Annotated in this window: 28 protein-coding genes; 14 read left to right on the forward strand and 14 right to left on the reverse strand. The window is 66.1% G+C overall.

Annotated features, from left to right (window positions below; all coding sequences use genetic code 11):
* Window positions 1-2 precede the first annotated feature (2 nt).
* From G9Q80_RS16685 to G9Q80_RS16720, 8 genes are all read right to left on the reverse strand, one after another.
* On the reverse strand, window positions 3-605 hold the full coding sequence (locus tag G9Q80_RS16685; RefSeq protein ID WP_069210592.1) for a GNAT family N-acetyltransferase: 603 nt from the start codon (window positions 603-605) through the stop codon (window positions 3-5).
* A complete protein-coding gene (locus G9Q80_RS16690; RefSeq protein WP_088714704.1) occupies window positions 605-1,174 on the reverse strand; it encodes a GNAT family N-acetyltransferase in 570 nt (189 codons plus the stop codon). Before G9Q80_RS16690 ends, G9Q80_RS16685 begins: the two co-directional genes overlap by 1 nt.
* On the reverse strand, window positions 1,171-1,677 hold the full coding sequence (locus tag G9Q80_RS16695; RefSeq protein WP_088714705.1) for a GNAT family N-acetyltransferase: 507 nt from the start codon (window positions 1,675-1,677) through the stop codon (window positions 1,171-1,173). The genes G9Q80_RS16690 and G9Q80_RS16695 overlap by 4 nt, the downstream gene beginning before the upstream one ends.
* Window positions 1,674-2,201, reverse strand: a complete 528-nt coding sequence (locus G9Q80_RS16700; protein ID WP_043140820.1) for a GNAT family N-acetyltransferase — start codon at window positions 2,199-2,201, stop codon at window positions 1,674-1,676. The genes G9Q80_RS16695 and G9Q80_RS16700 overlap by 4 nt, the downstream gene beginning before the upstream one ends.
* Window positions 2,198-2,731 carry a GNAT family N-acetyltransferase gene (locus tag G9Q80_RS16705; protein WP_088714706.1) on the reverse strand — a complete coding sequence of 178 codons (534 nt, stop codon included), beginning with the start codon at window positions 2,729-2,731 and terminating at the stop codon, window positions 2,198-2,200. The genes G9Q80_RS16700 and G9Q80_RS16705 overlap by 4 nt, the downstream gene beginning before the upstream one ends.
* Before the next feature lie 100 nt (window positions 2,732-2,831).
* Window positions 2,832-4,334 (reverse strand): signal recognition particle protein, encoded by a 1,503-nt coding sequence (gene ffh, locus G9Q80_RS16710; protein ID WP_069209541.1) that lies wholly within the window; start codon window positions 4,332-4,334, stop codon window positions 2,832-2,834.
* A gap of 221 nt (window positions 4,335-4,555) precedes the next feature.
* The gene (locus G9Q80_RS16715) at window positions 4,556-5,032 is read right to left on the reverse strand and encodes a hypothetical protein (protein ID WP_088714707.1); all 477 of its coding nucleotides are present in this window, start codon (window positions 5,030-5,032) and stop codon (window positions 4,556-4,558) included.
* A gap of 73 nt (window positions 5,033-5,105) precedes the next feature.
* Window positions 5,106-5,687: an FMN-dependent NADH-azoreductase gene (locus tag G9Q80_RS16720; RefSeq protein WP_043140831.1), complete on the reverse strand. Its 582-nt coding sequence runs from the start codon at window positions 5,685-5,687 to the stop codon at window positions 5,106-5,108.
* Window positions 5,688-5,813: 126 nt separating this feature from the next.
* Between G9Q80_RS16720 and G9Q80_RS16725 the strand changes: the two genes are divergently transcribed.
* Window positions 5,814-6,695 carry a LysR family transcriptional regulator gene (locus tag G9Q80_RS16725; protein ID WP_088670525.1) on the forward strand — a complete coding sequence of 294 codons (882 nt, stop codon included), beginning with the start codon at window positions 5,814-5,816 and terminating at the stop codon, window positions 6,693-6,695.
* On the forward strand, window positions 6,692-7,597 hold the full coding sequence (locus G9Q80_RS16730; RefSeq protein WP_232786320.1) for a DMT family transporter: 906 nt from the start codon (window positions 6,692-6,694) through the stop codon (window positions 7,595-7,597). The genes G9Q80_RS16725 and G9Q80_RS16730 overlap by 4 nt, the downstream gene beginning before the upstream one ends.
* A gap of 21 nt (window positions 7,598-7,618) precedes the next feature.
* Here G9Q80_RS16730 and G9Q80_RS16735 read toward each other — a convergent pair whose 3' ends face one another.
* Window positions 7,619-7,960 (reverse strand): ArsR/SmtB family transcription factor, encoded by a 342-nt coding sequence (locus tag G9Q80_RS16735; protein WP_074621872.1) that lies wholly within the window; start codon window positions 7,958-7,960, stop codon window positions 7,619-7,621.
* A gap of 319 nt (window positions 7,961-8,279) precedes the next feature.
* On the opposite strand from G9Q80_RS16735, the gene G9Q80_RS16740 reads away from it, so the two are divergent.
* The 6 genes from G9Q80_RS16740 (at window position 8,280) to G9Q80_RS16765 (ending at window position 11,899) form a co-directional block, all read left to right on the forward strand.
* Window positions 8,280-8,696, forward strand: a complete 417-nt coding sequence (locus tag G9Q80_RS16740) for an AtpZ/AtpI family protein (protein ID WP_043141247.1) — start codon at window positions 8,280-8,282, stop codon at window positions 8,694-8,696.
* Entirely contained in the window at window positions 8,686-9,444 is a 759-nt protein-coding gene (locus G9Q80_RS16745; protein ID WP_043140837.1) for a F0F1 ATP synthase subunit A, read from the forward strand. Before G9Q80_RS16740 ends, G9Q80_RS16745 begins: the two co-directional genes overlap by 11 nt.
* A gap of 77 nt (window positions 9,445-9,521) precedes the next feature.
* Window positions 9,522-9,743 (forward strand): F0F1 ATP synthase subunit C, encoded by a 222-nt coding sequence (locus tag G9Q80_RS16750; RefSeq protein ID WP_043140840.1) that lies wholly within the window; start codon window positions 9,522-9,524, stop codon window positions 9,741-9,743.
* 85 nt (window positions 9,744-9,828) lie between these two features.
* Window positions 9,829-10,380, forward strand: coding sequence for a F0F1 ATP synthase subunit B' (locus G9Q80_RS16755; RefSeq protein WP_069209538.1), 552 nt, complete (start codon window positions 9,829-9,831; stop codon window positions 10,378-10,380).
* Window positions 10,381-10,384: 4 nt separating this feature from the next.
* Entirely contained in the window at window positions 10,385-10,945 is a 561-nt protein-coding gene (locus G9Q80_RS16760; RefSeq protein ID WP_074621870.1) for a F0F1 ATP synthase subunit B, read from the forward strand.
* Window positions 10,946-11,089: 144 nt separating this feature from the next.
* Window positions 11,090-11,899: a division plane positioning ATPase MipZ gene (locus tag G9Q80_RS16765; RefSeq protein ID WP_043140847.1), complete on the forward strand. Its 810-nt coding sequence runs from the start codon at window positions 11,090-11,092 to the stop codon at window positions 11,897-11,899.
* A gap of 161 nt (window positions 11,900-12,060) precedes the next feature.
* Here G9Q80_RS16765 and G9Q80_RS16770 read toward each other — a convergent pair whose 3' ends face one another.
* Window positions 12,061-13,272 (reverse strand): TsoY family (seleno)protein, encoded by a 1,212-nt coding sequence (locus tag G9Q80_RS16770; RefSeq protein ID WP_088714708.1) that lies wholly within the window; start codon window positions 13,270-13,272, stop codon window positions 12,061-12,063.
* A gap of 155 nt (window positions 13,273-13,427) precedes the next feature.
* Between G9Q80_RS16770 and G9Q80_RS27920 the strand changes: the two genes are divergently transcribed.
* The 3 genes from G9Q80_RS27920 to G9Q80_RS16780 all read left to right on the forward strand — a co-directional run bounded on the left by G9Q80_RS27920 (window position 13,428) and on the right by G9Q80_RS16780 (window position 18,359).
* Entirely contained in the window at window positions 13,428-13,835 is a 408-nt protein-coding gene (locus G9Q80_RS27920; RefSeq protein WP_198549971.1) for a hypothetical protein, read from the forward strand.
* Between the two features lie 116 nt (window positions 13,836-13,951).
* Window positions 13,952-17,407 carry a chromosome segregation protein SMC gene (gene smc, locus G9Q80_RS16775; protein WP_069209534.1) on the forward strand — a complete coding sequence of 1,152 codons (3,456 nt, stop codon included), beginning with the start codon at window positions 13,952-13,954 and terminating at the stop codon, window positions 17,405-17,407.
* Between the two features lie 109 nt (window positions 17,408-17,516).
* Entirely contained in the window at window positions 17,517-18,359 is an 843-nt protein-coding gene (locus tag G9Q80_RS16780) for a DMT family transporter (protein ID WP_088714709.1), read from the forward strand.
* A gap of 9 nt (window positions 18,360-18,368) precedes the next feature.
* Here the strand turns inward: G9Q80_RS16780 and G9Q80_RS16785 are convergent, their stop codons facing one another.
* Window positions 18,369-18,809: an NUDIX domain-containing protein gene (locus G9Q80_RS16785; RefSeq protein ID WP_043140858.1), complete on the reverse strand. Its 441-nt coding sequence runs from the start codon at window positions 18,807-18,809 to the stop codon at window positions 18,369-18,371.
* Between the two features lie 55 nt (window positions 18,810-18,864).
* On the opposite strand from G9Q80_RS16785, the gene G9Q80_RS16790 reads away from it, so the two are divergent.
* Window positions 18,865-19,620, forward strand: a complete 756-nt coding sequence (locus tag G9Q80_RS16790; protein WP_184757133.1) for an alpha/beta fold hydrolase — start codon at window positions 18,865-18,867, stop codon at window positions 19,618-19,620.
* Window positions 19,610-20,755 (forward strand): alpha-D-ribose 1-methylphosphonate 5-triphosphate diphosphatase, encoded by a 1,146-nt coding sequence (locus tag G9Q80_RS16795; RefSeq protein ID WP_088714710.1) that lies wholly within the window; start codon window positions 19,610-19,612, stop codon window positions 20,753-20,755. The genes G9Q80_RS16790 and G9Q80_RS16795 overlap by 11 nt, the downstream gene beginning before the upstream one ends.
* A gap of 112 nt (window positions 20,756-20,867) precedes the next feature.
* Here the strand turns inward: G9Q80_RS16795 and G9Q80_RS16800 are convergent, their stop codons facing one another.
* From G9Q80_RS16800 to G9Q80_RS16810, 3 genes are all read right to left on the reverse strand, one after another.
* Window positions 20,868-21,941 carry a 5-(carboxyamino)imidazole ribonucleotide synthase gene (locus G9Q80_RS16800; protein ID WP_088714711.1) on the reverse strand — a complete coding sequence of 358 codons (1,074 nt, stop codon included), beginning with the start codon at window positions 21,939-21,941 and terminating at the stop codon, window positions 20,868-20,870.
* A gap of 64 nt (window positions 21,942-22,005) precedes the next feature.
* The gene (gene purE, locus G9Q80_RS16805; RefSeq protein WP_088714712.1) at window positions 22,006-22,494 is read right to left on the reverse strand and encodes a 5-(carboxyamino)imidazole ribonucleotide mutase; all 489 of its coding nucleotides are present in this window, start codon (window positions 22,492-22,494) and stop codon (window positions 22,006-22,008) included.
* 65 nt (window positions 22,495-22,559) lie between these two features.
* Window positions 22,560-22,784, reverse strand: a complete 225-nt coding sequence (locus G9Q80_RS16810) for a YdcH family protein (protein WP_074621861.1) — start codon at window positions 22,782-22,784, stop codon at window positions 22,560-22,562.
* 159 nt (window positions 22,785-22,943) lie between these two features.
* On the opposite strand from G9Q80_RS16810, the gene G9Q80_RS16815 reads away from it, so the two are divergent.
* Window positions 22,944-23,354: an Hsp20 family protein gene (locus tag G9Q80_RS16815; protein ID WP_043140874.1), complete on the forward strand. Its 411-nt coding sequence runs from the start codon at window positions 22,944-22,946 to the stop codon at window positions 23,352-23,354.
* Window positions 23,355-23,358: the final 4 nt, after the last annotated feature.

Genomic DNA, 23,358 nt, shown 5'->3' on the forward strand with positions numbered 1-23,358 from the left:
TGTCAGTCAACGGCCCAGCCTTTCGGTTTGAACAACGGGTCCTGGTAATGTGCGATTTCCATCGCGACCCCATGACCGACCTGGCCGCGCAGTTCGTCGAGCGAGGGATGGCGGTAGACCGCATCGCTGCCGTCGATCGAGGGCGCGGTTGCGTCCTTCTTGCAGCCGAGGCGTTCGGCCAGGCGGATCGAGTCCAAGTTCTTGGGGTCGATGTAGCTGACGGCGCTTTCCCACCCAAGGTCATGGTAGAAATGCCGCCGCACCCGGTCGGTCGCCTCCAGCGCATAGCCCTTGCCGGCCTGGTCCGGCCAGATGATCCAGGCGATCTCGCGCTCGGGCCATTTCGCGGGGAACCAGCCACCGGCCATGCCCACGGTTTCGCCGGTTTCGCGCAGGTGGATCATCCACATGCCGAAACCGCGGATTTCCCAATGGCCGATCTCGGCGGCGTAGAGCATCCATGTTTCGTAGGCATTCAGCGGCCCGCCCATGAAACGCGACCGGTACGAGGCAAAGGTGGCCTTGAAATCGGGGTAATCATGGGGCTCCGGCCCACGCAGGATCAGCCGCCTGGTTTCCAGGACGGGGATGTCGCGATGACCCATCAGGCGGCCTCCTTGTAGTGGCGGAAGACAAGGGTGCCATCGGTCAGCGCGGCCTCTGCCTCGGCGTCGCGACGGGCGCCAAGCCGGGTCATCAGGCCGATGCTGCGGTCGTTCCCGGGGGCGACATAGGACACGATGCTGTCCCATTTCAACGCCTCGAAGGCATGGGCGCGCACGGCCTCGACCGCCTCGGTGGCATAGCCCTGCCCTTCGGCCTCGGCGGTCAGGAAGATGCCAAGCTCGGGCTCGGGGTCTTCGTATTCGTAGCCGATCAGCGCAAAGCCCGCCGAGGGCGTGGTGCTGGCATCGATGGTCCAGAGCCCGAAACCGTGCAGCAGCCAGCAGGCGCAGTAATTGGTGAAATCCGCCCAGGCGCCCTCGCGGGTCATCGGGCCGCCCATGTGGACCGCGCGCTCGGAACAGACGATCGTCGCGTAGGCGTCGAAATCGTAGATCCGCGGGCCGCGCAACTGCAGGCGCCGGGTGTCGAGGACCGGCAGCCGGCCACCCAGCCGGGCGGCGACGCGGGCGCCGGGCCCAGGGATATGACGTTCGCAGGGCGCGGTCATGCCTGCCCCCCGGTGTGGCGCCAGATCTGGGCGGCATGACCCAGCAGGTCCGTATCCCGTTCAAAATGCGCGCCCAGCCTTTCTGCAACCCTGCGTGAGGGCGCGTTGTCGGGATGGATGTAGGAGATCAGCGGGCCAAGACCGCGTTCCGTGCCGGCCCAGTCCCGGATGCGGGCCGCTGCCTCGGTGGCAAAGCCCTGTCCCTCGAACCCGTCGAAGATGTGCCAGCCCAGTTCGGGCTCGTCCCACATGACATGGTTGACGATGCCCACGCGTCCGACCTTTTGCCCGTCGTGCAGAACCATGAAAAAGCCGTAGCCGCGCAGCGCCCAGTGGCCGAAACCGGACAGGAAACCGCGCCACTGGTCGAATTCATCGGTCACCGGCCCGCCGACAAAACGCGCGCGGTCCGAGGCCATGAAGGCGGAAATGACAGGATAGTCCTCTTCCAGCGGCGTACGCAGGGTGAGGCGATCGCTGGTCAGGGTGATCTGAGGGATCATGCCAGCGCCTCCGGACCGGGGTGGCGCCAGAGTTCGTCTTCGCCCATGTTCTCGTTGTGATAGGTGCGCTCGTAGGCGGCACCAAGGCGGCGCGCCAGCGCCTTGGACCTGTCGTTGCCGGGAACGATGTTCGAGGTGAGCGTGGTGAACCCCAGGTCGTCATAGGCCCAGCGGCGGGCGCGTTCCGCGGCCTCGCGCGCGATACCCTTCCCTTCGAACCCGTCGAAAACGACCCAGCCCAGTTCCGGTTCCGGCCAGGATTCCGGGAACCAGATGCCAGAGATGCCGGCGGCCTCGCCGGTGTCCTTCACCTCGATCACGAAGTAGCCGAAGCCATGCCAGTGCCAGTGGCCGACGTTCATGGTGAACCAGCGCCAGGCGTCGCCCCGTTGCGGGATGTGGCCAAAACCGTCGGCGCGCACCGGATCCTGCAGGAAGGCGATGACCGCCTCGGCGTCGCGTTTTTCGGGGCCGCGCAGGATCAGGCGGTCGGTTTCCAGGCGGGGGGCATTGGTGAGGCTCATGCGTAGGCCTCCGGGCTGCCGTCCGCGTCGGGGCTGTGGCGATAGACCAGCGTTTCCTGCGCCGTTTCACCGTCGGGCAGCTGCGCGTCGGGGTCGTGTACCGCGCCCAGCCGTTCGGCCAGCGCGATGGAGCGGGCGTTGTCGGGGTGGATGTAGCTGACCAGCGTGGACCAGCCCTGCGCCCAGGCCCAGTGCAACGCGGCGGTGGCGGCCTCGGTGGCATAGCCCTTGCCCTCGAAGCCTTCGAAGAAGATCCAGCCGATTTCGCGCTCGGGGAATATCGGGGGGCGGGTGATCGCCACCTGGCCGATGACCCGGCCATCCTTGAGGTCGACGCCCCAGCCCCCGTGCCCCAGAAGATCCCAACTGCCGACCTCCGACGCGAAGCCGAGCCATTGGTGCGTCAGGCTTTTCGGGCGCCAGACATAGGCGGCCCGGTCGCTCTGGTGAAAGTCCCAGAACGGGGTCATGTCGCTTTCGACATGGGGGCGCAGCGTCAGGCGCGGAGTATGCAGCGTTGGGGCGGGCATGGGCGAGTCAACGTGATCGGCGGTTCCTGTGGCGAGGGCGTGTGCCTCCGGCGGGAGGTATTTTCAGCCCAAAGAAACGCCGTGTCGGTCTGTCCTTTCGTTACTTCTTCTTGCCGAAACCGGAGAGGCCGGGGGGCAGGGCGCCGCCGCCGAGGCCGGGCATGCCGCCCTTGGCTCCCATCTGCTTGGCCGCGGCCTCCAGCGCCTTGGGATCCATGCCCTGCGCCATTTCCGGGGGAAGGCCACCCTTGCCGCCGAACATGCCGCGCATCGCCTGTTTCAGCATGCCGCCTTTGCCCATCTTGCCCATCTTCTTCATCATGTCGGACATCTGGCGCTGCATTTTCAGCAGCTTGTTGAGGTCGGCGACCTCCATGCCCGCGCCCGCGGCGATGCGTTTCTTGCGGCTGGCCTGCAGGATCTGCGGGTTGGCGCGTTCCTTTTTCGTCATCGAGTTGATGAGCGCGATCTGCTGGCGCAGCATCTTGTCGTCGATGCCCGCGCCGTCCATCTGCTTGGCCATCTTGCCCATGCCGGGCATCATGGACATCATGCCTTCCATGCCGCCCATCTTGATCATCTGGTCGAGCTGCATCTTGAGGTCGTTCATGTTGAACTGACCTTTCTGGAAGCGCTTCATCATGCGCTCGGCCTGTTCGGCCTCGAGCGTCTGTTGCGCCTTTTCCACAAGGGCCACGATGTCGCCCATGCCCAGGATGCGGCCCGCGACGCGGTCCGGCTCGAAGGTTTCGAGCGCGTCCATCTTTTCGCCAAGGCCGACGAACTTGATCGGCTTGCCGGTCACGGCGCGCATCGAGAGCGCCGCACCACCACGGCCGTCGCCGTCCATCCGGGTCAGCACGACGCCGGTGATGCCGATGCGGCTGTCGAAATTCTCGGCGGTGTGCACAGCGTCCTGGCCGGTCAGGCCGTCGACGACAAGGATGGTCTCGCGCGGGTTGGCGACGTCGCGCACCGCCTCGACCTGGGCCATCAGCTCTTCGTCGATGGAAAGGCGCCCGGCGGTGTCCAGCATGTAGACATCGTAGCCGCCGAGGCCCGCCTGGGTCTTGGCGCGTTTGGCAATCGCCACCGGGTCCTCGCCCTTGACGATGGGCAGGGTGTCTACGCCGATCTGCTGGCCGAGGATGGCCAGCTGTTCCATCGCCGCCGGGCGGTTGACGTCAAGCGAGGCCATAAGGACCTTCTTGCCGTCGCGCTCCTTGAGGCGCTTGGCGAGTTTCGCGGTGGTCGTGGTCTTGCCGCCGCCCTGCAGACCGACCATCAGGATCGGCGCGGGTGGGCTGTCGATGCGCAGCTTGCCGGGGTCGCCATCTTCGCCGGCCAGGACGGCGATCAGCTCGTCATGGACGATCTTGACGACCTGCTGACCGGGGGTGACGGACTTGGTGACGGCGGCGCCGGTGGCCTTCTTCTCGACGGCCTTGATGAACTGGCGCGCCACGGGCAGCGAAACGTCGGCCTCGAGTAAGGCGACGCGGACCTCGCGCAGCGCGGTGCGGACGTCATCCTCGGACAGGGCGCCCTGCTTGGTCAGACGGTCGAAGACGCCGCCGAGGCGTTCGGAGAGATTTTCGAACATGGGGCGCAGGGCCTCCTTTTCCTTCGTATTGCGCCACTCAAGGTAAGGGCGCGCGGCGTGCATCACAATCGGATGGGTCAAAGCGCGAGAGCCCCCGTGGGCGCAACGCGCTGACGGAGGGCGATCCCGGGCATAGCCCATGGGACCGGAAGGCCACAGGCTTCCGGAGGTTGGGTGCATATAGAGAGGAGGTTGGCTGCGAGTCAAGGCCCGCGGCCTTGTCAGTCCTCGACCCCGAGCCAGGCGTTGATGGCGCGCGCCATGCGGCCCTTGCGCCATCCGCCGGAGCTGTAGCCGCCGGTCAGCGAATGGGGGCCGGCCTGTTCGTCCCCTGACACCTGCAGGACCAGCTTGTAGAGGCGGTTGCCGGATGTGCGTCGGCGCAGGACCTGCGCCCGGGTGATGGAGGCCAGCGGCAGGGTAAGGTCGCGCCTGCCGAAAAGACTGGCAAAACGGATTGTGGCCGTGCCCGTTTCGCGATCAAGGAGGATATGCGTGCGGCGGGACAGCAGCCAGACGCCCAGCCCGATCATGCCCAGGCCCACGGCCACAAAGATGCCGCCTTGTGCCTCTCCGGCCCCCAGGGCGGCGACGCCGAGCGCCGTGAAGAGCGCGCCGAAGACGGACAGAAGAAACCCGGCCAGCCAGCTCCGAATGCTGGCCTCGAACCGGGTTTCGCTGTTCTGGATGACGCCCATGCCTTCAGGTTAGGCAGGTCGGCGCATCGGGTCAAATCCGGGCAGCCCCGTGGGGGCCGCCCGGATGGTTGGATCAGGCGGCCAGATGCGCCAGGTCGTCCGCCGCGCGGGCCTTCGACGCTTCGGCGTCGACCATCTGGCGGTCCGACCGCACCACCTGGATGTCGGTGATGCCGATGAAGCCCAGGACGTGACGCAGCCAGGGGGTGGCAAAGTCGATCGGGCCGTCGACCTCGGTGCCGCCCGAGGCGACGGTGATGATGGCGCGCTTGCCCTTCATCAGGCCCTCGGGGCCTTCTTCGGTGTAGCGGAAGGCGATGCCGGCGCGGGCAATCTGGTCGAACCAGGCCTTGAAGCCGGAGGGCACGCCGAAGTTGTAGATCGGCAGCGCGATCACCAGCGTGTCGGCGGCGCGCAGTTCCTCGATCAGTGCGTCGGACAGGGCCAGGCGGGCGCGCTGATCAGGGGTGCGCTCGGCCTCGGGGGTGCCGTTGGCCTCCAGCCAGCGGGTGTCGATCTGGGGCACGGTCTCTGCCAGGTCGCGCGAAACGACGGTGGCGGGGTTCAGGCGCGAGACCACCTCGTCGGCAAGCTGGCGGCTGACGGAATCGGTGCCACGGGCAGAGGCGTCGATGCGGAGAACGGTGTTGGTCATCGGTCGGGTCCTTTCCAGGAATGATGCATTCGATGGACCACAACTTGATCATTGCATTTGTGAACGCAATATCGCATCAAGCGCAAATGCTGTGCGCATATGCGCAGGTGGCCAAGCGAGGGGCAGATGGACAACTGGGATGAGATCCGCACGGCCTACCAGGTCGCCCGGCTGGGAACGGTCAGCGGCGCCGCAGAGGTGCTGGGCGTGCACCACGCGACGGTGATCCGCCATATCGACGCACTGGAGGGGCGGCTGGGTGTCAAGCTGTTCCAGCGACATGCGCGTGGCTATACGGCGACCGAGGCGGGCCATGACCTGATGCGCGTGGCGCAGACCACCGACGACCAGTTGCAGCAGCTGGAGGGCCGGATAAAGGGGCGCGGAAATGAGGTGGCGGGTGACCTTCTGGTCACGTCCCTGGTGGCCTTCGCACCGCTACTGGTCCCGGCGCTGACCAGTTTCCGCGCGCAATACCCGGACGTGATCGTGCGTTTTCTGACCGACGACCGGGTGTTCCGGCTGGAATACGGTGAGGCGCATGTGGCGCTGCGCGCCGGTCCTGCCCCGCAGGAACCGGACAACGTGGTGCAGAGCTTTGCCCGCCAGGACATCGCCCTTTATGCGCATCGCGACTACATCGCGAAGCACGGGATGCCCGAGGGCGAAGACGACCTTAAGGATCATTTCTTCGTCTCCCACGACGATCCCGAAAGCCGCGCGCCTTTTGCGCGCTGGCTGCGCGGGCATGTGCCGGCGGACCACGTCGTCTTTCGCAGTACCGATTCCCGGGTGCTGGAGGCCGCGGTGGCCGAGGGTGCGGGGATCGGCTTCATGGGCGCGCGGGAGGCCGCGTTGCGCCCGGAGTTGGTGCAGGTCATGCCCCCGCGCGAGGACTGGGCCTCGCCGCTCTGGCTGGTGACCCATGTGGATCTGCACCGGACCGCCAAGGTCCAGGCCTTCCTGTCGCATCTCAAGGCCTTCGCCGGCGAAGGTTCGGCCCGATGAGTGAGGCAGGGCGCGGGCACCTGGCCATGCTGGGCTTTGCCATGCTGGTTTCGGGATCTTTTTCGCTGGGTGCGATGGCGGCCCCCTTCATCGAACCCGAGGTGCTGAACGCGGTGCGTTTCCTGCTGGCGGGGGCGGTGCTCTGGGGCTGGGCGCTGGCGACGGGCAAGGTGACACGGGCGGTCTTTGATGCGCCCTGGCGGTACTTTGTCCTAGCCGGACTCTTCGTCATCTATTTCGTCACCATGTTCGAGGGGCTCAAGACGGCGGCCCCGGTCAGCATGGCGGCGGTCTTTACCCTGAACCCGGCGCTGACGGCGGTCTTTGGCTACATGGTCGTGCGCCAGGTCACCACGGCCCGCATGGCGCTGGCCATCGTCGTGGGCGGGGTCGGCGCGCTCTGGGTGATCTTCGATGCCGACCTGGCGGCCTTGATGCGATTCGAGGTCGGGCGCGGCGAGGCGATCTATTTCTGGGGCTGCGTGGCGCATGCCCTCTACGCGCCGATGCTGCGCAAGCTGAGCCGCGGGGAATCCGGCATCGCCTTCAACGCGGGTATCCTGACAGCCGGGTCGGTGATCCTGTGCATCTGGGCGGGGCCGGGCCTGGTGGCGATGGACTGGGCCGCATTGCCGATGATCGTCTGGTGGACGATCCTCTACGTCGCGCTGGCGGCGACGGGCGTGACCTTCCTGATCCTGCGCTACGCGACCCTGCGGCTGCCGGCAGCCAAGGTCATGGCCTACACCTACATCGTGCCGTCCTGCGTGATCCTGTGGGAGCTGGTGCTGGGGCGGGGCGTGCCGACGGCGATGGTCCTGCCGGGGGTCGCGCTGACTGCCTTGTCGCTGCTCCTGTTGCTCAAGGACGAGGAAAAGCCCGAGGAAGTGACTGCTGCCTGAGATGCCCCGGCAGTGACGGCCTCAGGGCTTGTCCTCGGGCGCGGGGGCCAGCTCCTGTTCAAGGAAGCGTTCAAAGCCGTCGAGGTCGAACTGGTCGAACTGCCCGAAGGCCTGCATCCAGATGCTGGCTTCGCGCAGGGCGTCCGGTTCCAGCTTGCACCATTTCACGCGACCGCGCTTTTCCTGGCTTATAAGGCCCGCGCGGGTCAGGATGACGAGGTGCTTGGATATCGCGGCCAGCGACATCTCGAACGGGTGGGCGACATCGGTCACGGCCATATCGTCCTCCAGCAGCATCGACAGGATGCGGCGGCGCGTCGGATCGGCGAGCGCGGCAAAGACGGTGTCGAGCCGGTCGCTCATCTTGTCCCGGCGCGGAGAGCGGTGGCCGCGGGCGGCTGTCGGCGGCAATGGAAGGGGCGGGCGAACATGGGGCGATCCTGAGCGGTTTAGGCCGGTTTGGGCGGGTCCCGTGGAAAACTCAACCGCTAAGTTGAATTTGCAATTGCAGCATGGTTGGCGCCCAAACGGGCTGCGGCGGAATGACCTCTGCCTTGGTGTCTCTGAAATAGTCATTTAATTACAGTATCTTGGGGTACCCATTTTCGGCTCGCCATGCGTGTTGACTCGATGCGCCCCCCAGCTTAGCACCATGCCAACCCTGACCGGAGCCATCTGCACCGTGAGCGACCCTGACCCCAAGCGAAAGCTGGATGACCTGGACGCCAAGCTGAACGCCTACAAGGCGGGACGCAAAGTGGAGAAGGCCCATCAGGAAGAACACTACTCGCAGGCCAATATCGCCTGGCGGATGGTGACGGAAATGGTTGCCGGTCTGGGGATCGGGTTCGGGATCGGATACGGGCTCGACGTTCTCTTGGGCACCAAGCCGTTGCTGATGGTGGTGTTTGCATTGCTGGGCATCGCCGCGGGCATCAACGTGATGCTGCGGACGGCGAAAGAAGTCCAGGCGAAACAGGGTTCCGGACCGCAGTCCGGAACAGGCCCTGAGCGGGCCAAGGCGGACCGCCCCGACGGGGGCACGAACGACAACGCCCGGTTGACCGGCGCGGATGAGGGGAAAAGAGATGGCGACTGAAAGCGCAGAAACGGCAGACGGCGGCCTGGTGTTCCACCCGATGGACCAGTTCATCGTCAAGCCGCTGTTCGGCCACGGTGAAGTGGGCATGTTCACCATCACCAACGTGACGCTCTGGCTGTTCCTGGCCATCGTTGCCGTTGTCCTGATGATGGTTCTGGGCACCTCCAAGCGCGCCATCGTGCCGTCGCGGTCGCAGTCGGTGGCCGAACTGGCCTACGGTTTCGTCTACAAGATGGTCGAGGACGTGACCGGCAAGGACGGGCTGAAGTACTTCCCCTACATCATGACCCTGTTCATGTTCATTGTCTTCGCCAACTTCCTTGGCCTGATCCCGATGAGCTTCACCACGACCTCGCATTTCGCCGTCACCGTGGTTCTGGCGCTCTCGGTCTTCCTGACCGTGACCGTGCTGGGCTTCGTCAAGAATGGCGCCGGTTTCCTGAGCCTCTTCTGGGTTTCCAGCGCACCCTTGGCGCTGCGCCCGGTGCTGGCCCTGATCGAACTGATCTCGTACTTCGTGCGCCCGGTCAGTCATTCCATTCGTCTTGCGGGCAACGTCATGGCGGGCCACGCCGTGATCAAGGTCTTCGCGGGGTTTGCCGCAATCGCCGCCATCTCGCCGATTTCGGTGCTGGCAATCACGGCGATGTACGGCCTTGAGATCCTGGTGGCCTTCATCCAGGCCTACGTCTTCACGATCCTGACCTGCGTCTACCTCAAGGACGCACTGCATCCGCATCACTAAGGCAGATGGGTCGGACGACCCATCCTACCGCACAGAACACCTCGATACAGAAACTTCCAATCGTAAGGAGATACACAATGGAAGGTCTCAACTTCATCGGCGCCGGTCTCGCAGCAATCGGTTCGGGCGCAGCCGCCATCGGTGTGGGCAACGTTGCCGGCAACTTCCTGGCCGGCGCCCTGCGCAACCCCTCGGCAGCTGCTTCGCAGACCGCCACCCTCTTCATCGGTATCGCATTCGCGGAAGCACTGGGCATCTTCTCGTTCCTGGTTTCGCTGCTGCTGATGTTCGCCGTCTGATCCACGGAACTTAACGATCCTTACGCGCGGGCGGTCAGGCACGCCTGACCGCCCGATGTAGAGACAAGTTCCGACGGAGGACAAAATGGCGACCGAAACTCACGGAGCCGAAGCCGTCAGCACCTGCGTGGACTCGCACGGCTCTGCCGTCGGGATGCCGCAGCTCTGCGGTGACTGGATCGGCAACCAGGTCTTCTGGCTGGTGATCACGCTGGTCGTGATCTACTTTGTGCTGGCCCGCATCGCCCTGCCGCGCATCGCGGCCGTTCTGGCGGAACGCCAGGGGACGATCACCAACGACATCGCCGCCGCCGAAGATCTCAAGCGCAAGGCCGAAGAGGCCGAAGCCGCTTATGACAAGGCGCTTGCCGATGCCCGGGCCGAGGCCCAGGTTATTGCGCAAAAGGCGCGTGACGACATTAAGGCCGACCTCGACGTCGCAATGGAAAAGGCCGACGCGGAAATCGCGGCCAAGGCTGCCGAGTCGGAGAAGGCCATCGCCGAGATCCGCGACAGCGCCCTTGCAAATGTCGAAGTCGTGGCCAAGGACACCGCAGGCGCCATCGTGGCCGCCCTGGGGGCATCCGCCGACGACGCCAAGATCGCCGCTGCGGTCGACGCGCAGCTGAAAGGGTAAGGTTATGAAGAAACTCATCCTTCCCGTGATCGCAGCGCTGGCCGCGACCCCGGCTGCCGCCGCATCCGGCCCCTTCTTTTCGCTGGGCAACACCGACTTCGTGGTGCTGCTTGGTTTCATCGTCTTCATCGGCGTCCTGATCTACTTCAAGGTGCCGGGCCTGCTCATGGGCCTGCTGGACAAGCGCGCCGAGGGCATTCAGGACGAGCTGGACGAGGCACGCAAGCTGCGTGAAGAAGCTCAGTCGTTGCTGGCCAGCTACGAGCGCAAGCAGCGCGAAGTTCAGGGCCAGGCCGACCGCATCGTTGCCCATGCCAAGCAGGAGGCCGAACTGGCCGCCGAGCAGGCCAAGGCTGACATCCAGGCCTCGATCGCCCGCCGCCTGCAGGCCGCCGAAGGCCAGATCGCATCGGCCGAGGCCGCTGCGGTCAAGGAAGTGCGCGACCGTGCCGCTGCCGTGGCCGTGGCTGCCGCGCGCAACGTGGTGGCCGAGCAGATGACTGCCGACAGCGCGGGCAAGCTGATCGACGACGCGATCGCAGACGTGAGCGCCAAGCTCCACTGACCGCGTCCCGAGGGACAGTGACGAGGCCCGGCCAAAGTGCCGGGCCTTGCGCGTTGCAGGCCCCGGGTGGGCCCAATCGCCGGAACAGGCAGCAAGACCGGACCGCGAGAGACATCGCGGCCGCACCAGGACAAGGGTTGAGGCGTGGCACATATCATCGTCGTGGGAAACGAAAAGGGTGGGGCGGGCAAATCGACCATCGCGATGCATGTCGCGACGGCGCTTGCGCGCATGGATCATCGGGTCTGGACGCTGGACCTGGACCTGCGTCAGCAGAGCCTGGGGCGCTACCTTGCCAACCGCCGTGCCTGGCTGAAGAAAGAGGAACACGACCTGCCCGTGCCGGGGTACATGGCCTTGCCCGAGGCCGATCCCGCTGCCCTCGCGGCGGGTGAGCAGGCCGCCGACAACCGCCTCAGCCGCGCGGTCGCAGAGCTGGAGCCCAAGTCCGACTTCATCATCATCGACTGCCCCGGCGCCTACACACGTTTGGCGCAGGTGGCGCATTCGCTGGCGGATACGCTGGTGACGCCCCTGAACGACAGTTTCGTCGATTTCGACCTTCTTGCCCGGATCGAGGGCGACGGCGAGACCATTGCCGGTCCGTCGGTCTATGCTGAGATGGTCTGGTCGGCGCGTCAGCTCCGGGCACAGGCCGGGCTGCAGCCGATGGACTGGATCGTGCTGCGCAACCGGATCGGTGCCCAGCAGATGATCAACAAGGCCAAGATGGAAAAGGCGGTCGCAACCCTGTCAAAGCGGATCGGCTTTCGCGTTGCGCCCGGCTTCTCGGAACGGGTTGTGTTCCGAGAGCTGTTCCCGCGCGGGTTGACCCTGTTGGATCTGCGAGACATTGGCGTGCGCAGCCTGAGCCTTTCGAACATCGCGGCCCGGCAAGAGGTGCGTGACCTCGTCAAATCGCTGAAACTCCCGAACGTCACGGTCAACTTCTAGACGCCCTGCGTTGGGCGCGATTCACAACGTCCCGTGTTTCTTTGGGCACGAAATTCTTCGGGGGTCCGGGGGCAGAGCCCCCGGCGCCGCCTTGGCGGCAAGAAAAAAGACCGGACCCGAAGGTCCGGCCCATGAATCCGGCCAAGGATTTGGAGGAGATGTTACTCGGCCGGAACCGCTGCGGGGGTTGCCTTGGCAAAGTGCTGGCGGTTCAGGCGCAGCACCAGGGCGATGGCAACCACCTGCGACGCGATGGCCAGTCCGGTGACGCCCCAGTAGGCAAGGTCGAACTTGTCCACGACACCGGCTGCGACCAGACCCTTGTTGGCAAAGAAGTGGATCATCACTGCCAGCGCCACGAAGGGGCAGACCAGCGCGTAGGAGCCCGGCGAGGTCTTGGACCCCACCACGAAGTCGCTGAAGTACCCCTGTGCCTTGAGCACCACTGCCCCGAGGCCAAGGAAGGCCAGCTGGATGCCCAGCAGGCGGGCAAGGAAGACCATCGTTTCGCCGGCGTTGCCATGTGCGTCAAAGCTGGTGTGCAGCCCGTGATCCTGGCGCAGGAACATGATTCCCAACACGGTGACGATCGGAACGATGATCATCAGGGTCGGGCCGGCTTCGCGCGCGGTGCCATGCTGCAACATCGAGCCGAAGGCCGTGATGCTGGCAAACGCGGCGTAGAGAACCGCGATGGTGCCGAGGATGGTCGAGATCACCAGGGCGACACCGACGGTCGTGGCGCTTGTGCTCATGGCGGCGGGGGCGGCAAAGCCGACCGCGATCATCGACAGGGCGAAGGCCGGGGTGAGCTGCGCGAAGGAGTTATGCGCGGTCACGTCGAACAGCCCACCCTTGGCCAGCACGCGGCCCAGGAAACCACCGATCAGACGGAAGGCGATCACGGCAATCAGGCCAAAGGCAATCATGGCCAAGGGGAACAGGTATTCCACCACGTTCCAGAGTTGGGGCACGAAGACGAGGCCGATGATGAAACCGACGTTCACCGACATGGCCAGCGCCAGCGGCATCGCAAGAAGTGTGGATTCGGCGTTGGAATTGCGCAGCTCTTCGTAGACCGGGCCCTTCTTGAAGGCGCTGTAGGACGCAAGGTTCCAGATCAGCGACTTGATGTTGAGAAAGGCAAAGCCGGCAATGCCCGCCATCGCGATGACGATTGCGGCCTGCATGTAGAGGCCGCCTTTGGCCCAGGCGGCCATGATGTCTTCGAACACCGGGACGGGCTGGCCGGGGTGGGGCACCCAGAACATGAGGAACATGAAGAAACTGACCGCGATGCCGCCGGCGCCCAGCGAGGCGAGAAAGTAGATCGGGGAATAGCTGTCTGCGGGTCTTTGTGCTGCATTGGCCATGAGGGCCTCCTGTGACATGCAGGTAAACATTCATCAGATGGAATGTAATATACATTCTAAAATGAGAATGTAAAGGACGGCGTCGATTGCCCGCCATGCACGCCACACATGACGGGATTAACCACTTCGTAACCAGGTTCAGGCCAGAATTGGCCATGCGCGGTTATCCCTGTGTTCTTCTTCTGCTCGGCCTCGTCGGATGCGCATCGGCGGGGCCGGGTTTTTATGGAGCAGAGCAACACATGCGCTCGGTCGAAGGATCACGCTTTAGCCTTAGGTTCCGCGGCCCCCTGGTCGAGGCCACACGCACCTCTCCGGAATGGTTGCCCCGGTTCGAAGAGATCGCTCGCAAGGCCGGCATCGCGGCGCAGATCGAAACCGGTTGCCGCGCCAAGTGGGTCGAGGGCGATCCGGCGATGATGTGGATCGGATTGTCCTGCGACGGCAAACCTGCCCCGAAAATGCCCCGACGGCCCCGCACCATCCAATGTGCCATTGATGAACCCGCCCCGCGAGCGACCCGGCGCGGTTTGGTCTTGGATTGCGGCGCAGGCCGGCGTTAGGTCGCAATATCTTGTGGAGAAGTGGCGCGAAGCCGCCATATGGGGCGTCCTTTCCTTGACTCGACACACCCCGAAAGCGCAGGCTGAGGTCCAATCTCGGAATCGGACATGGCCCATTGCGCTTTTCCAGACTCAGACTCACCGGCTTCAAGAGCTTCGTCGATCCGACGGACCTGATCATCAACGACGGGCTGACCGGCGTGGTCGGTCCCAACGGCTGTGGCAAGTCCAACCTTTTGGAGGCGCTGCGCTGGGTCATGGGCGAAACCCGGGCCAAGGCGATGCGTGGCGGCGGGATGGAGGACGTGATCTTTGCCGGCGCCTCGTCGCGGCCCGCCCGCAACTTTGCCGAGGTCAGCCTGCATATCGACAACGCCGACCGTCTGGCCCCGGCGGGGTTCAACGACCACGATCATCTGGAAATCGTGCGCCGCATCACTCGTGACGTCGGCAGCGCCTACAAGGTCAACTCCAAGGACACGCGGGCGCGCGACGTGCAGATGCTGTTCGCGGACGCGGCGACCGGGGCGCATTCGCCCGCCCTGGTCCGGCAGGGGCAGATCAGCGAGTTGATCAACGCCAAGCCCAAGAATCGACGCAAGGTGCTGGAGGATGCCGCCGGGATCGGCGGGTTGTACCAGCGTCGGCACGAGGCCGAGCTGAAGCTGAAGAACACCGAAGCGAACCTGTTGCGGGTCGATGATGTGGTTGAGCAACTGGCTGGACAATTGGCCGCGCTGGCCAAACAGGCCCGGCAGGCGGCGCGCTATCGGGCCATCGGGACCGAACTGCGCCAGGCCGAAGGCATGTTGTTGTATCGCCGTTGGCGCGAGGCTGACGATGCCCGTGCCGCGGCAGAGGCCGCATTGCGCGAGACGGTGACACGGGCCGCGCAGGCGGAAACCGCGGCGCGTGCCGCCGAAAAGACCCGGGCCGAGCGCGAAGAAACCCTGCCGCCCCTCCGCGAGGAAGAGGCAATCGCGGCGGCCGTTCTGCAGCGATTGATTGTCCAGCGTGACACGCTGTCCGATCAGGAAAAGCAGGCGCTGGCCCGGATCGAGACCCTGCGCAACCGGATCGCCCAACTGGTCCGTGACATGGACCGCGAGGCGGGGCTGAACCGCGACGCCGGAGAGACCATAGAGCGGCTGGAATGGGAGGCACGAGAGCTTGCCAAGGCCTCGGAAGGGCACGAGGACCGGCTGGCCGAGGCGCATGAGGCTGCACGCGAAGCCTCGGGCGTGTTGCAGGCCCGCGAGGCGGAGCTGGAACAGCAGACAGAGGATGTCGCCCGTCTGTCCGCGCGCCACCAATCCGCGCAGCGCTACCTCGCCGATTGCCGCAAGACGGTTGAGCGGAACGAAAGCGAGGCCGCCCGGGCGCGTGCCACGGTCGACACCGCCAAGGAGGCACAGGCCCGGTCGCGCGAGGCGGCAGAGGCCGCGCAGGCCCGCCTGGCCGAGGCGCAGGAGGCGGCGGAGCAGGCCGAGGTGACCCTGACCGAGGCCGAAGCCGCCCGTGCCGATACGCAGGCCCGCGAAGCCGAGGCGCGTGGGGAACGCTCCGAGGCCGAGGGCCAGATGAATGCCCTGCGGGCCGAGGTGACGGCGCTGGCCCGATTGCTGGACCGCGACACCGCCGAGGGTGGCCAGATCCTGGATCGGCTGCAGGTGGAGCAGGGCTATGAAAAGGCACTGGGTGCGGCGCTGTCGGACGACCTGCGCGCCCCCGAGGTCGAGGGCGACGGGCCGACCGGCTGGGTCGTGTTGGCGGCCTACGACACCACGCAGCCGCTCCCCGAAGGCGCCTCGCCGCTGGCGGGCCATGTCTCTGTTCCCGACGTGCTGGAACGGCGGCTGAGCCAGATCGGCCTGGTGGACCCCGAGGATGGCCCGCGCCTGCAGGCCTTGCTGAAACCCGGTCAGCGTCTGGTGACGCTGGAGGGCGATCTCTGGCGCTGGGACGGCTATCGCGCCTGGGCCGAGGATCAGCCCTCGGCGGCGGCGCTGCGGCTGGAACAGCTTAACCGGCTGGAAGGGTTGAAACAGGAAATGGCCCGCGCATCGGCCCAGCTCGAAGGGACGCAGGCCGCGCATGAGGCGCTGGTGGCGCAGTTGAGCGCGCTGACCGAGGCCGACAAGGCGGCGCGCGCGGCACGGCGCGCGGCGGATCAGGCCGTGACAGAGGCCGCCCGGGCGCAAAGCCGCGCCGAGGCCGAACGCGACATGGCCGAGGGCAAGGTGGAAAGCGCGAGCCTGTCGGTCAAGCGCTACGAGGACGAAGCCGGCGCGGCACGCGGCCAGTTGAAAGAGGCCGAGCGCGCACTCGAAGGGTTGGACGATCTCGAAGAGGCGCGCGCGCAGGCCGAAGACATCAAGATGACGGTCGAGGCCGCGCGGATGACCATGATGGCCCGCCGCTCTGCCCATGACGAGTTGCGCCGCGACGGCGAGGCCCGCAAGGGGCGCGCCCAGCAGGTGACCAAGGACCTGTCGGGCTGGCGTCACCGTCTGGAAACCGCCGAGAAACGCGCCACCGAACTGGCCGAGCGCAAGGCCGAGAGCGAAGCGGAACTGGCCCAGGCCGAGGAGGTCCCCGGCGAGTTGGAGGCGCAGCGCGACGACCTGACCGGCGCGATGGAAACGGCCGAAGACCGCAAGGCGGCGGCCAGCGATGCATTGTCGGCGGCTGAAAGCGCCCTGCGTGAGGCGATCACCGCCGAACGCGACGCCGAACGTCAGGCCGGTGAGGCGCGAGAGGCGCGGGCGCGGGCCGAGGCACGGGCCGAGGCCGCCCGCGAAACCGTCGAGGCCGCCGCAGAGCGCATCACCGACGAGTTGGAAACCACGCCGGCGACGCTCTTGGAGCAATTGGACGTGGACCCGGACCAGATGCCCGCTTCGGACAAGATCGAGGCCGAGGTGTCGCGCCTGAAACGCCAGCGCGACGCCTTGGGTGCGGTCAACCTGCGTGCCGAGGAAGACGCCAAGGAAGTGCAGGAAGAGCATGACACGCTGGTGGCGGAAAAATCCGACCTCGAAGAGGCGGTCAAGACTCTGCGCTCGGGCATTGCCAGCCTCAACCGCGAAGGGCGTGAACGCCTGCTGACCGCTTTCGAGCAGGTAAACAGCAACTTCTCGATGCTGTTTACCCATCTCTTCGGCGGTGGTGAGGCCAGCCTGATGATGGTCGAAAGCGACGACCCGCTGGAGGCCGGGCTGGAGATCATGTGCCAGCCGCCGGGCAAGAAACTGTCGACCCTGTCGCTGATGTCTGGCGGTGAACAGACCCTGACCTGTCTGGCGCTGATCTTTGCGGTCTTCATGGCCAACCCCTCGCCGATCTGTGTGCTGGACGAGGTGGACGCGCCGCTGGACGATGCCAACGTGACCCGGTTCTGCGACATGCTGGACGAGATGTGCCGTCGCACGGACACGCGGTTCCTGATCATCACCCACCACGCGGTGACGATGGCGCGGATGGACCGGCTGTTCGGCGTGACCATGCAGGAGCAGGGCGTCAGCCAGCTTGTCTCGGTCGACCTCAAGCGCGCCGAGAGCCTGGTGGCCTGAACCAGGCACACGGCGCCGTCACGTTCACGTCAAAGGGTTTTCGCCAACGGCCAATTGCGCCATGTAGGGCGGGCTGTTCCTTTGATCCGGTTCCCCGCGAGGGTATCCCATGCGCCTGTTTCTTCTGATCGCCCTGACGATGGTGGCTTTTGCCGCGAACTCTGTCCTGAACCGGGCTGCCCTGGCCGCGGGCGGGATCGACGCGGTGAGTTTCGGCACCATCCGCCTGTGGTCCGGTGCGGCGATGCTGGTGCTGCTGGGGCTGGTGCTGCGCGGACGAATTGCGCTGGGCGGCGCCGGACGGGTGGCCGGGGTGCTTGGGCTGGTTCTCTACATCTATGGGTTCTCGGTGGCCTATGTGGCGCTGGACGCGGGCCTTGGGGCGCTGATCCTCTTCGGGACGGTCCAGGTGACCATGTTCGGCGGCAGCCTGATCGGCGGAGAGCGCCCTCCGGCCCTGCGCTGGGCCGGGGCGGCGCTGGCCTTTGGCGGGCTGGTATGGCTGCTCTGGCCAGGGGGCGGCGTTGCGCTCAGCCTGACGCACGGTACGGCGATGGTCCTGGCCGGGTTGGGCTGGGGCATCTACTCGCTGGCGGGGCGGCGGGCCGAGGATCCGCTGCTGGCGACCGGGGCGAACTTCCTGCTGGCCGCGCCAATTGGCTTTCTGCTGGGGCTGGTTTTGCCGGTCAGCCCCGAGGCGATCTCACCGGAGCCCACGGGCATCCTGCTGGCGGTGATCTCGGGCGCAGTGACCTCGGGTCTGGGCTATGCGTTGTGGTATCATGTCCTGCCGCAGATCAAGGGCAGCGTCGCGGCGGTGGCACAGTTGAGCGTGCCAGTGATCGCGATGGCGGGCGGCATGATCTTTCTGGGCGAGGCACTGTCGTTGGATTTCGTCATCGCCGCGGCGGTGGTCCTGGGTGGTGTGGCCCTGTCGGTGCTGCGGAAATAGCCGCGTGGATCAACGCAGGATAGGTTCCAGCGGGTCATAGCCGGGCCCTTCGCCCCAGGCGACATCGGGCAGGCTGGAGGGTTTCAGGCGCAGGCGCGTCAGCTCGTCCCGCGCAAAAAAGCGCCGCTTGTGCACCACGCCTTCCGGGTCTTTCCAATCGTCGGTCAGCGTGCCTGCGGTGATGCGGGCGCGAAAGAAGATCTCGACCTGGTGAAAACCGCGCTTGGGGTCGTGGAACTCGTTGACGAGGCAGGGGGCGCCGACCTCCACGCGCAGGCCGGTTTCCTCCAGCACTTCGCGGGCGAGGTTTTCGGGCAGGCTCGAGTGCGGCTCGACCCCGCCGCCGGGGGCGCACCACAGGTCCGACAGGTTGCCGGGCCAGGCGTTGACCAGCAGCAGGCGGTTGTCCTGCAGGATCACGGCGCGGCAGGCGATGCGGGGGGCGGGCAACGGGGCACTCCTTTCATGACTTTTCTAGGCGCTGGCGGGACGCTATGCCAGCGTCATGAAATGGTTTCTCCTGTGTCTTGTCCTGCTTGCCCCTCTGCCTGCGCGGGCCGGGGATTGCGTCATCCTGCTGCACGGGCTGGCGCGGACCGAGTATTCGATGGCGCTGCTGGGCGCGGTTCTGGAATCGCGCGGGCATCGCGTCATCATCCCCGGCTACGATTCGACCCGCTACCGGGTCGAACACCTGGCCGAAGAGACCCTGCCGGAGGCGGTGAACCGTTGCGGATCCAAAACGGTGCATTTCGTCACCCATTCGATGGGCGGCATCCTTTTGCGGCACTGGCTGCGGGACCATCGCCCGCCCCGGTTGGGCCGGGTGGTGATGATGGGCCCGCCAAATGGCGGCAGCGAGATCGTGGATCTTGCCGGGGGCTGGGAGGTTTTCGAGTGGATGAACGGTCCGGCGGGCCAGCAGCTGGGCACCGGGCCGCGGGATCTGCCCGCGCGGCTGCCGCCGGTGGATTTCCCTTTGGGGGTGATTGCCGGGTCCAGGACCCTGAACGCGCTGACCAGCTCGGTGATCCCCGGTGTGGACGATGGCAAGGTTTCGATTGCGTCGACCCGTGTCGACGGCATGGCTGACCACATCGTTCTGCCGGTCACCCATACCTTCATGATGCAGGCGCCCGAGGTCATGGTGCAGGTGGTGCGGTTCCTGGAAGAGGGGCACTTCCAGCCGGGCGCGGACTGGCGCCTGCTGCTGGACGAGGCCGACCTGGACTGCCTGCTGGGAGAGTGCGATGCCGATTGAACTGGACCTTCAGGGCGCGCGGGTGTTGCGGCCCGGTGGCTGGGATCACGGGCCCCTGTCGCTGGCGGGCGGGGTGATCATCGACGGACCGGTGGGACGCGCCGTGGACCTGTCCGGCTATGACCTGCTGCCGGGGATTGTCGACGTGCATGGCGACGGGTTCGAGCGGCACATGGCGCCGCGCCGGGGCGCCCTGCGGGAACGCGACGCGGGCATGGTGGCCTGCGCCGCCGAGCTGGGGGCCTGCGGGATCACCACCGCCGTTCTGGCGCAGTTCTGGTCCTGGGAAGGCGGAATGCGCGGGCCGGAGTTCGCCGAAGAGGTCTTTGCCGCCGTGAGTGCCGTGTCGCCAACCGTGCCGGTGGACCTGCGGCTGCAGATGCGGCTGGAGACGCATTTCACCGAAAGTTTCGAGGGGGCCGAGGCGGCGCTGGCGCGCTGGGGGATCGGCTATGTCGTTTTCAACGACCACCTGCCGCATGCGCGGCTGGCCGAGGGCCGGCGCCCGCCGCGCCTGACCGGGCAGGCGTTGAAATCGGGCCGCAACCCGGAGGCGCACCTGGAACTGATGACGCGCCTGCATGAAGCCGGGGACGCGGTCCCGGGCGTCCTGGATGCGCTATGCGCGCGGCTGGCCGCACAAGGGATCCGCATGGGCAGCCATGACGACCGGACGGCGGCGGGCCGAGCCGCGTGGCGCGCGCGGGGCGTCACGGTGTCCGAGTTTCCCGAAACGCTGGAGGCGGCGCAGGCGGCACGGGACGCGGGGGAGCCGGTGGTTCTTGGGGCGCCGAACGTGGTGCGCGGGGCCAGCCATGCGGGCAATGTCTCGGCGCTGGACCTGATCGGCGCGGGGCTTTGTGATGCTCTGGCCTCGGATTATCACTACCCGGCGCCTGCGCGGGCGGCCTGGCGTTGTGTCGAGCTGGGCCTGATGGACGAGGCGGCGGCCTGGGCGCTGGTCTCGGAGGGGCCGGCGCGGGTGCTGGGCCTGGCGGATCGGGGGCGACTGGATACCGGCCTGCGCGCGGACCTGGTGGTGATGGACCGCGAGACGCGGCGGATCGCGGCGGTCTTTGCGGGCGGCGATCTGGCCTGGATGAGCGGGCCGGTGGCGGGGCGCTTTATCAGTTAGCGGAGCGCTGGCGCGCACAGGGGGGATTGCGTTCAGGCCACGCAGGCCTTGAGGAGGGCGCTGCCCTCCTCAAACTCCTCCCGAGGTATTTGGAAAACCAAAGAAAACCGGGTCAGTCCTTGGGGACAAGGAAATTGGCGTGACCCATCTTGCGGCCAGGCTTGGTCTCGGTCTTGCCGTAGAGATGCAGGGCGCAGGCCGGATCGGCGGCAAGGGCGGGGACACGGTCCATGTCGTCGCCGATCAGGTTTTCCATGCGGATGTCGCTGTGGCGGCTGCCGTCGCCCAGGGGCCAGCCCGCGACGGCGCGGATGTGCTGTTCGAACTGGTCGGTCATGCAGCCGTTCTGGGTCCAGTGGCCGGAATTGTGCACGCGGGGGGCGATCTCGTTCACGATCAGCCCGCCGGGGGTGACGAAGAACTCGACCCCCAGGACGCCGATATAATCGAGCGCGTTCAGGATCTTGCCCGCTGTCAGAACGGCATCGGTGAGGGTGCGGTTGGGCAGGCTGGCAGGCACGGTGGTGGTGCGCAGGATGCCGCCCTCATGCACGTTCTGGCCGGGGTCGAATGCGGCGACGCGGCCGTCGGTGCCGCGCGCCGCGATCACGGAGATTTCGCAGGTGAAATCGACGAAACCTTCGAGCACGGCGGGCGCACCCTGCAGCGCGGCAAGCGCCTCTGCGGCGTCTTCGGGTTTGGTGAGCCGGGCCTGCCCCTTGCCGTCATAGCCGAAGCGGCGGGTTTTCAGGATCGAGGGAGTCCCAATGGTTTCAATGGCTTGAGCCAGGGAGGCCGCGTCGTCCACCGTTGCGAAGGGGGCGGTCTGCAATCCGAGATCGCGCAGGAAGGTCTTTTCGGTCAGGCGATCCTGGCTGATACGCAGCGCCTCGCGCCCCGGGCGGATCGGGCGGATCTGGTCCAGCGCGTCGAGCGCTTCGGTCGGGATGTTCTCGAACTCATAGGTGAGGACATCGACGGAATTTCCGAATTTTTCCAGGGCCTTGATGTCGTCGTAGCCGGCCTGCAGGTGGAAGTTGGCCACATGAGAGGCGGGGCAATCGCCGCCCGGTTCAAAGATCGCGGTCTTGAAGCCGAGGCGGCTGGCCGCGACGGAAAGCATCCGGCCAAGCTGGCCTCCGCCGAGGATGCCGATGGTGCTGCCGGTGGGGAGAGGGGCGGTCATGAGGGTACCTGCAGTTTGTACGTTTTGTACGTTTTGTACGGCGTTTCCGACGTTTTGTACAAAGTCAGTCGCGGAGGGGTTCATCGGCGATGGAGGCAGAAAGATCGGCCCGCCACTGGTCGAGCCGGGCGGCAAGACCGGCATCCTGAAGGGCGAGAATCCCGGCGGCCATGAGACCCGCGTTTTTCGCCCCCGCCGCACCGATGGCCATCGTGGCAACCGGGAAGCCGCGCGGCATCTGCAGGATGGAATAGAGACTGTCGACGCCGTTCAGCGCCCGGGTCTGGACCGGCACGCCGATTACCGGAACGCGGGTTTTCGAGGCCATCATGCCGGGCAGGTGCGCGGCGCCGCCGGCGCCCGCGATGATGACCTGCAGGCCCCGGGTGACGGCCGTCTTGCCGTAGTCCCACAGCCGGTCCGGCGTGCGGTGGGCCGAGACGATGCGCGCCTCGTACTCTACCCCGAGCTCGTCGAGAATATCCGCCGCCTCGACCATTGTGGGCCAGTCCGACTGGCTGCCCATGATGATGCCGACCCTGGGACTGTCCATGCCTGCCTCCGCGTTATGCGGGTGTTGTTATAGGCGATGGGGGCAGGGGCGCAATGGGGCGGCGTTCAGGCGATGATGTCGGGCAGCAGGCGGTCCTCAATCAGGGCGATCTTGTCCTTGAGCCGCAGCTTTTTCTTTTTCAGGCGCTGCAGCGTCAGGCGATCGGCGGTGCCGGTCTCCTGCAGTGCATGAATTGCCTCGTCGAGGTCGCGGTGTTCGCGGCGGAACACCTCCAACTCCACACGCAGAACGTCCTCGCTCTTCATGGCGATATCCGTGGGCGCGTTCATGAGCCTAATCCCTTGAGTGATACCCGGACCCCGAAGATAGCGTTTCTGTGGCATTGCGCATAGCCCCTTGCGCGGATTAGCCCCTGTGCCCATATTTCAGGAGCAACGGTCGCCTTCGGGGGCCGTGGCGTGACGGTCGCTTGTGCAAAGGACGTGTCGATGACCAAACTGACGCTGGGATCTTATCCCCATATGCTCGGGTTCGAGCAGCTGGAGCGCCTGCTGGAGCGCACCGCAAAGACATCGGAGGGCTATCCGCCCTTCAACATCGAGCAGACTTCGGATCATTCCTATCGCATCACCCTGGCCGTGGCCGGGTTCCGCGAGGATGACCTGTCGATCACCGTCGAGGACCGCCAGCTGGTCATCCGGGGTCGGCAGCGTGACGATGGGTCGGATCGCATATTCCTTCATCGCGGCATTGCCGCGCGGCAGTTCCAGCGCACATTTGTATTGGCGGATGGTGTCGAGGTGGGTGAGGCTGTGATCGAGAACGGGCTGTTGCACGTCGATCTGACGATGAGCCGGCCCGAGACCGTCGTGCAGACGATCAAGATCAGGAAGGGGTAAGTAC

Origin of the sequence: Mameliella sp. LZ-28 (genome assembly GCF_012274245.1) — a bacterium.
Classification (GTDB): Bacteria; Pseudomonadota; Alphaproteobacteria; order Rhodobacterales; family Rhodobacteraceae; genus Antarctobacter; species Antarctobacter albus.

What these genes read in the sequence shown, in the direction of transcription:
- G9Q80_RS16685 (WP_069210592.1), bottom strand. Translation starts at nt 605, where the DNA reads ATGGGTCATCGCGACATCCCCGTCCTGGAAACCAGGCGGCTGATCCTG.
- G9Q80_RS16690 (WP_088714704.1), bottom strand. Translation starts at nt 1,174, where the DNA reads ATGACCGCGCCCTGCGAACGTCATATCCCTGGGCCCGGCGCCCGCGTC.
- G9Q80_RS16695 (WP_088714705.1), bottom strand. Translation starts at nt 1,677, where the DNA reads ATGATCCCTCAGATCACCCTGACCAGCGATCGCCTCACCCTGCGTACG.
- G9Q80_RS16700 (WP_043140820.1), bottom strand. Translation starts at nt 2,201, where the DNA reads ATGAGCCTCACCAATGCCCCCCGCCTGGAAACCGACCGCCTGATCCTG.
- G9Q80_RS16705 (WP_088714706.1), bottom strand. Translation starts at nt 2,731, where the DNA reads ATGCCCGCCCCAACGCTGCATACTCCGCGCCTGACGCTGCGCCCCCAT.
- ffh (WP_069209541.1), bottom strand. Translation starts at nt 4,334, where the DNA reads ATGTTCGAAAATCTCTCCGAACGCCTCGGCGGCGTCTTCGACCGTCTG.
- G9Q80_RS16715 (WP_088714707.1), bottom strand. Translation starts at nt 5,032, where the DNA reads ATGGGCGTCATCCAGAACAGCGAAACCCGGTTCGAGGCCAGCATTCGG.
- G9Q80_RS16720 (WP_043140831.1), bottom strand. Translation starts at nt 5,687, where the DNA reads ATGACCAACACCGTTCTCCGCATCGACGCCTCTGCCCGTGGCACCGAT.
- G9Q80_RS16725 (WP_088670525.1), top strand. Translation starts at nt 5,814, where the DNA reads ATGGACAACTGGGATGAGATCCGCACGGCCTACCAGGTCGCCCGGCTG.
- G9Q80_RS16730 (WP_232786320.1), top strand. Translation starts at nt 6,692, where the DNA reads ATGAGTGAGGCAGGGCGCGGGCACCTGGCCATGCTGGGCTTTGCCATG.
- G9Q80_RS16735 (WP_074621872.1), bottom strand. Translation starts at nt 7,960, where the DNA reads ATGAGCGACCGGCTCGACACCGTCTTTGCCGCGCTCGCCGATCCGACG.
- G9Q80_RS16745 (WP_043140837.1), top strand. Translation starts at nt 8,686, where the DNA reads ATGGCGACTGAAAGCGCAGAAACGGCAGACGGCGGCCTGGTGTTCCAC.
- G9Q80_RS16750 (WP_043140840.1), top strand. Translation starts at nt 9,522, where the DNA reads ATGGAAGGTCTCAACTTCATCGGCGCCGGTCTCGCAGCAATCGGTTCG.
- G9Q80_RS16755 (WP_069209538.1), top strand. Translation starts at nt 9,829, where the DNA reads ATGGCGACCGAAACTCACGGAGCCGAAGCCGTCAGCACCTGCGTGGAC.
- G9Q80_RS16760 (WP_074621870.1), top strand. Translation starts at nt 10,385, where the DNA reads ATGAAGAAACTCATCCTTCCCGTGATCGCAGCGCTGGCCGCGACCCCG.
- G9Q80_RS16770 (WP_088714708.1), bottom strand. Translation starts at nt 13,272, where the DNA reads ATGGCCAATGCAGCACAAAGACCCGCAGACAGCTATTCCCCGATCTAC.
- G9Q80_RS27920 (WP_198549971.1), top strand. Translation starts at nt 13,428, where the DNA reads ATGCGCGGTTATCCCTGTGTTCTTCTTCTGCTCGGCCTCGTCGGATGC.
- G9Q80_RS16780 (WP_088714709.1), top strand. Translation starts at nt 17,517, where the DNA reads ATGCGCCTGTTTCTTCTGATCGCCCTGACGATGGTGGCTTTTGCCGCG.
- G9Q80_RS16790 (WP_184757133.1), top strand. Translation starts at nt 18,865, where the DNA reads ATGAAATGGTTTCTCCTGTGTCTTGTCCTGCTTGCCCCTCTGCCTGCG.
- G9Q80_RS16795 (WP_088714710.1), top strand. Translation starts at nt 19,610, where the DNA reads ATGCCGATTGAACTGGACCTTCAGGGCGCGCGGGTGTTGCGGCCCGGT.
- G9Q80_RS16800 (WP_088714711.1), bottom strand. Translation starts at nt 21,941, where the DNA reads ATGACCGCCCCTCTCCCCACCGGCAGCACCATCGGCATCCTCGGCGGA.
- purE (WP_088714712.1), bottom strand. Translation starts at nt 22,494, where the DNA reads ATGGACAGTCCCAGGGTCGGCATCATCATGGGCAGCCAGTCGGACTGG.
- G9Q80_RS16810 (WP_074621861.1), bottom strand. Translation starts at nt 22,784, where the DNA reads ATGAACGCGCCCACGGATATCGCCATGAAGAGCGAGGACGTTCTGCGT.
- G9Q80_RS16815 (WP_043140874.1), top strand. Translation starts at nt 22,944, where the DNA reads ATGACCAAACTGACGCTGGGATCTTATCCCCATATGCTCGGGTTCGAG.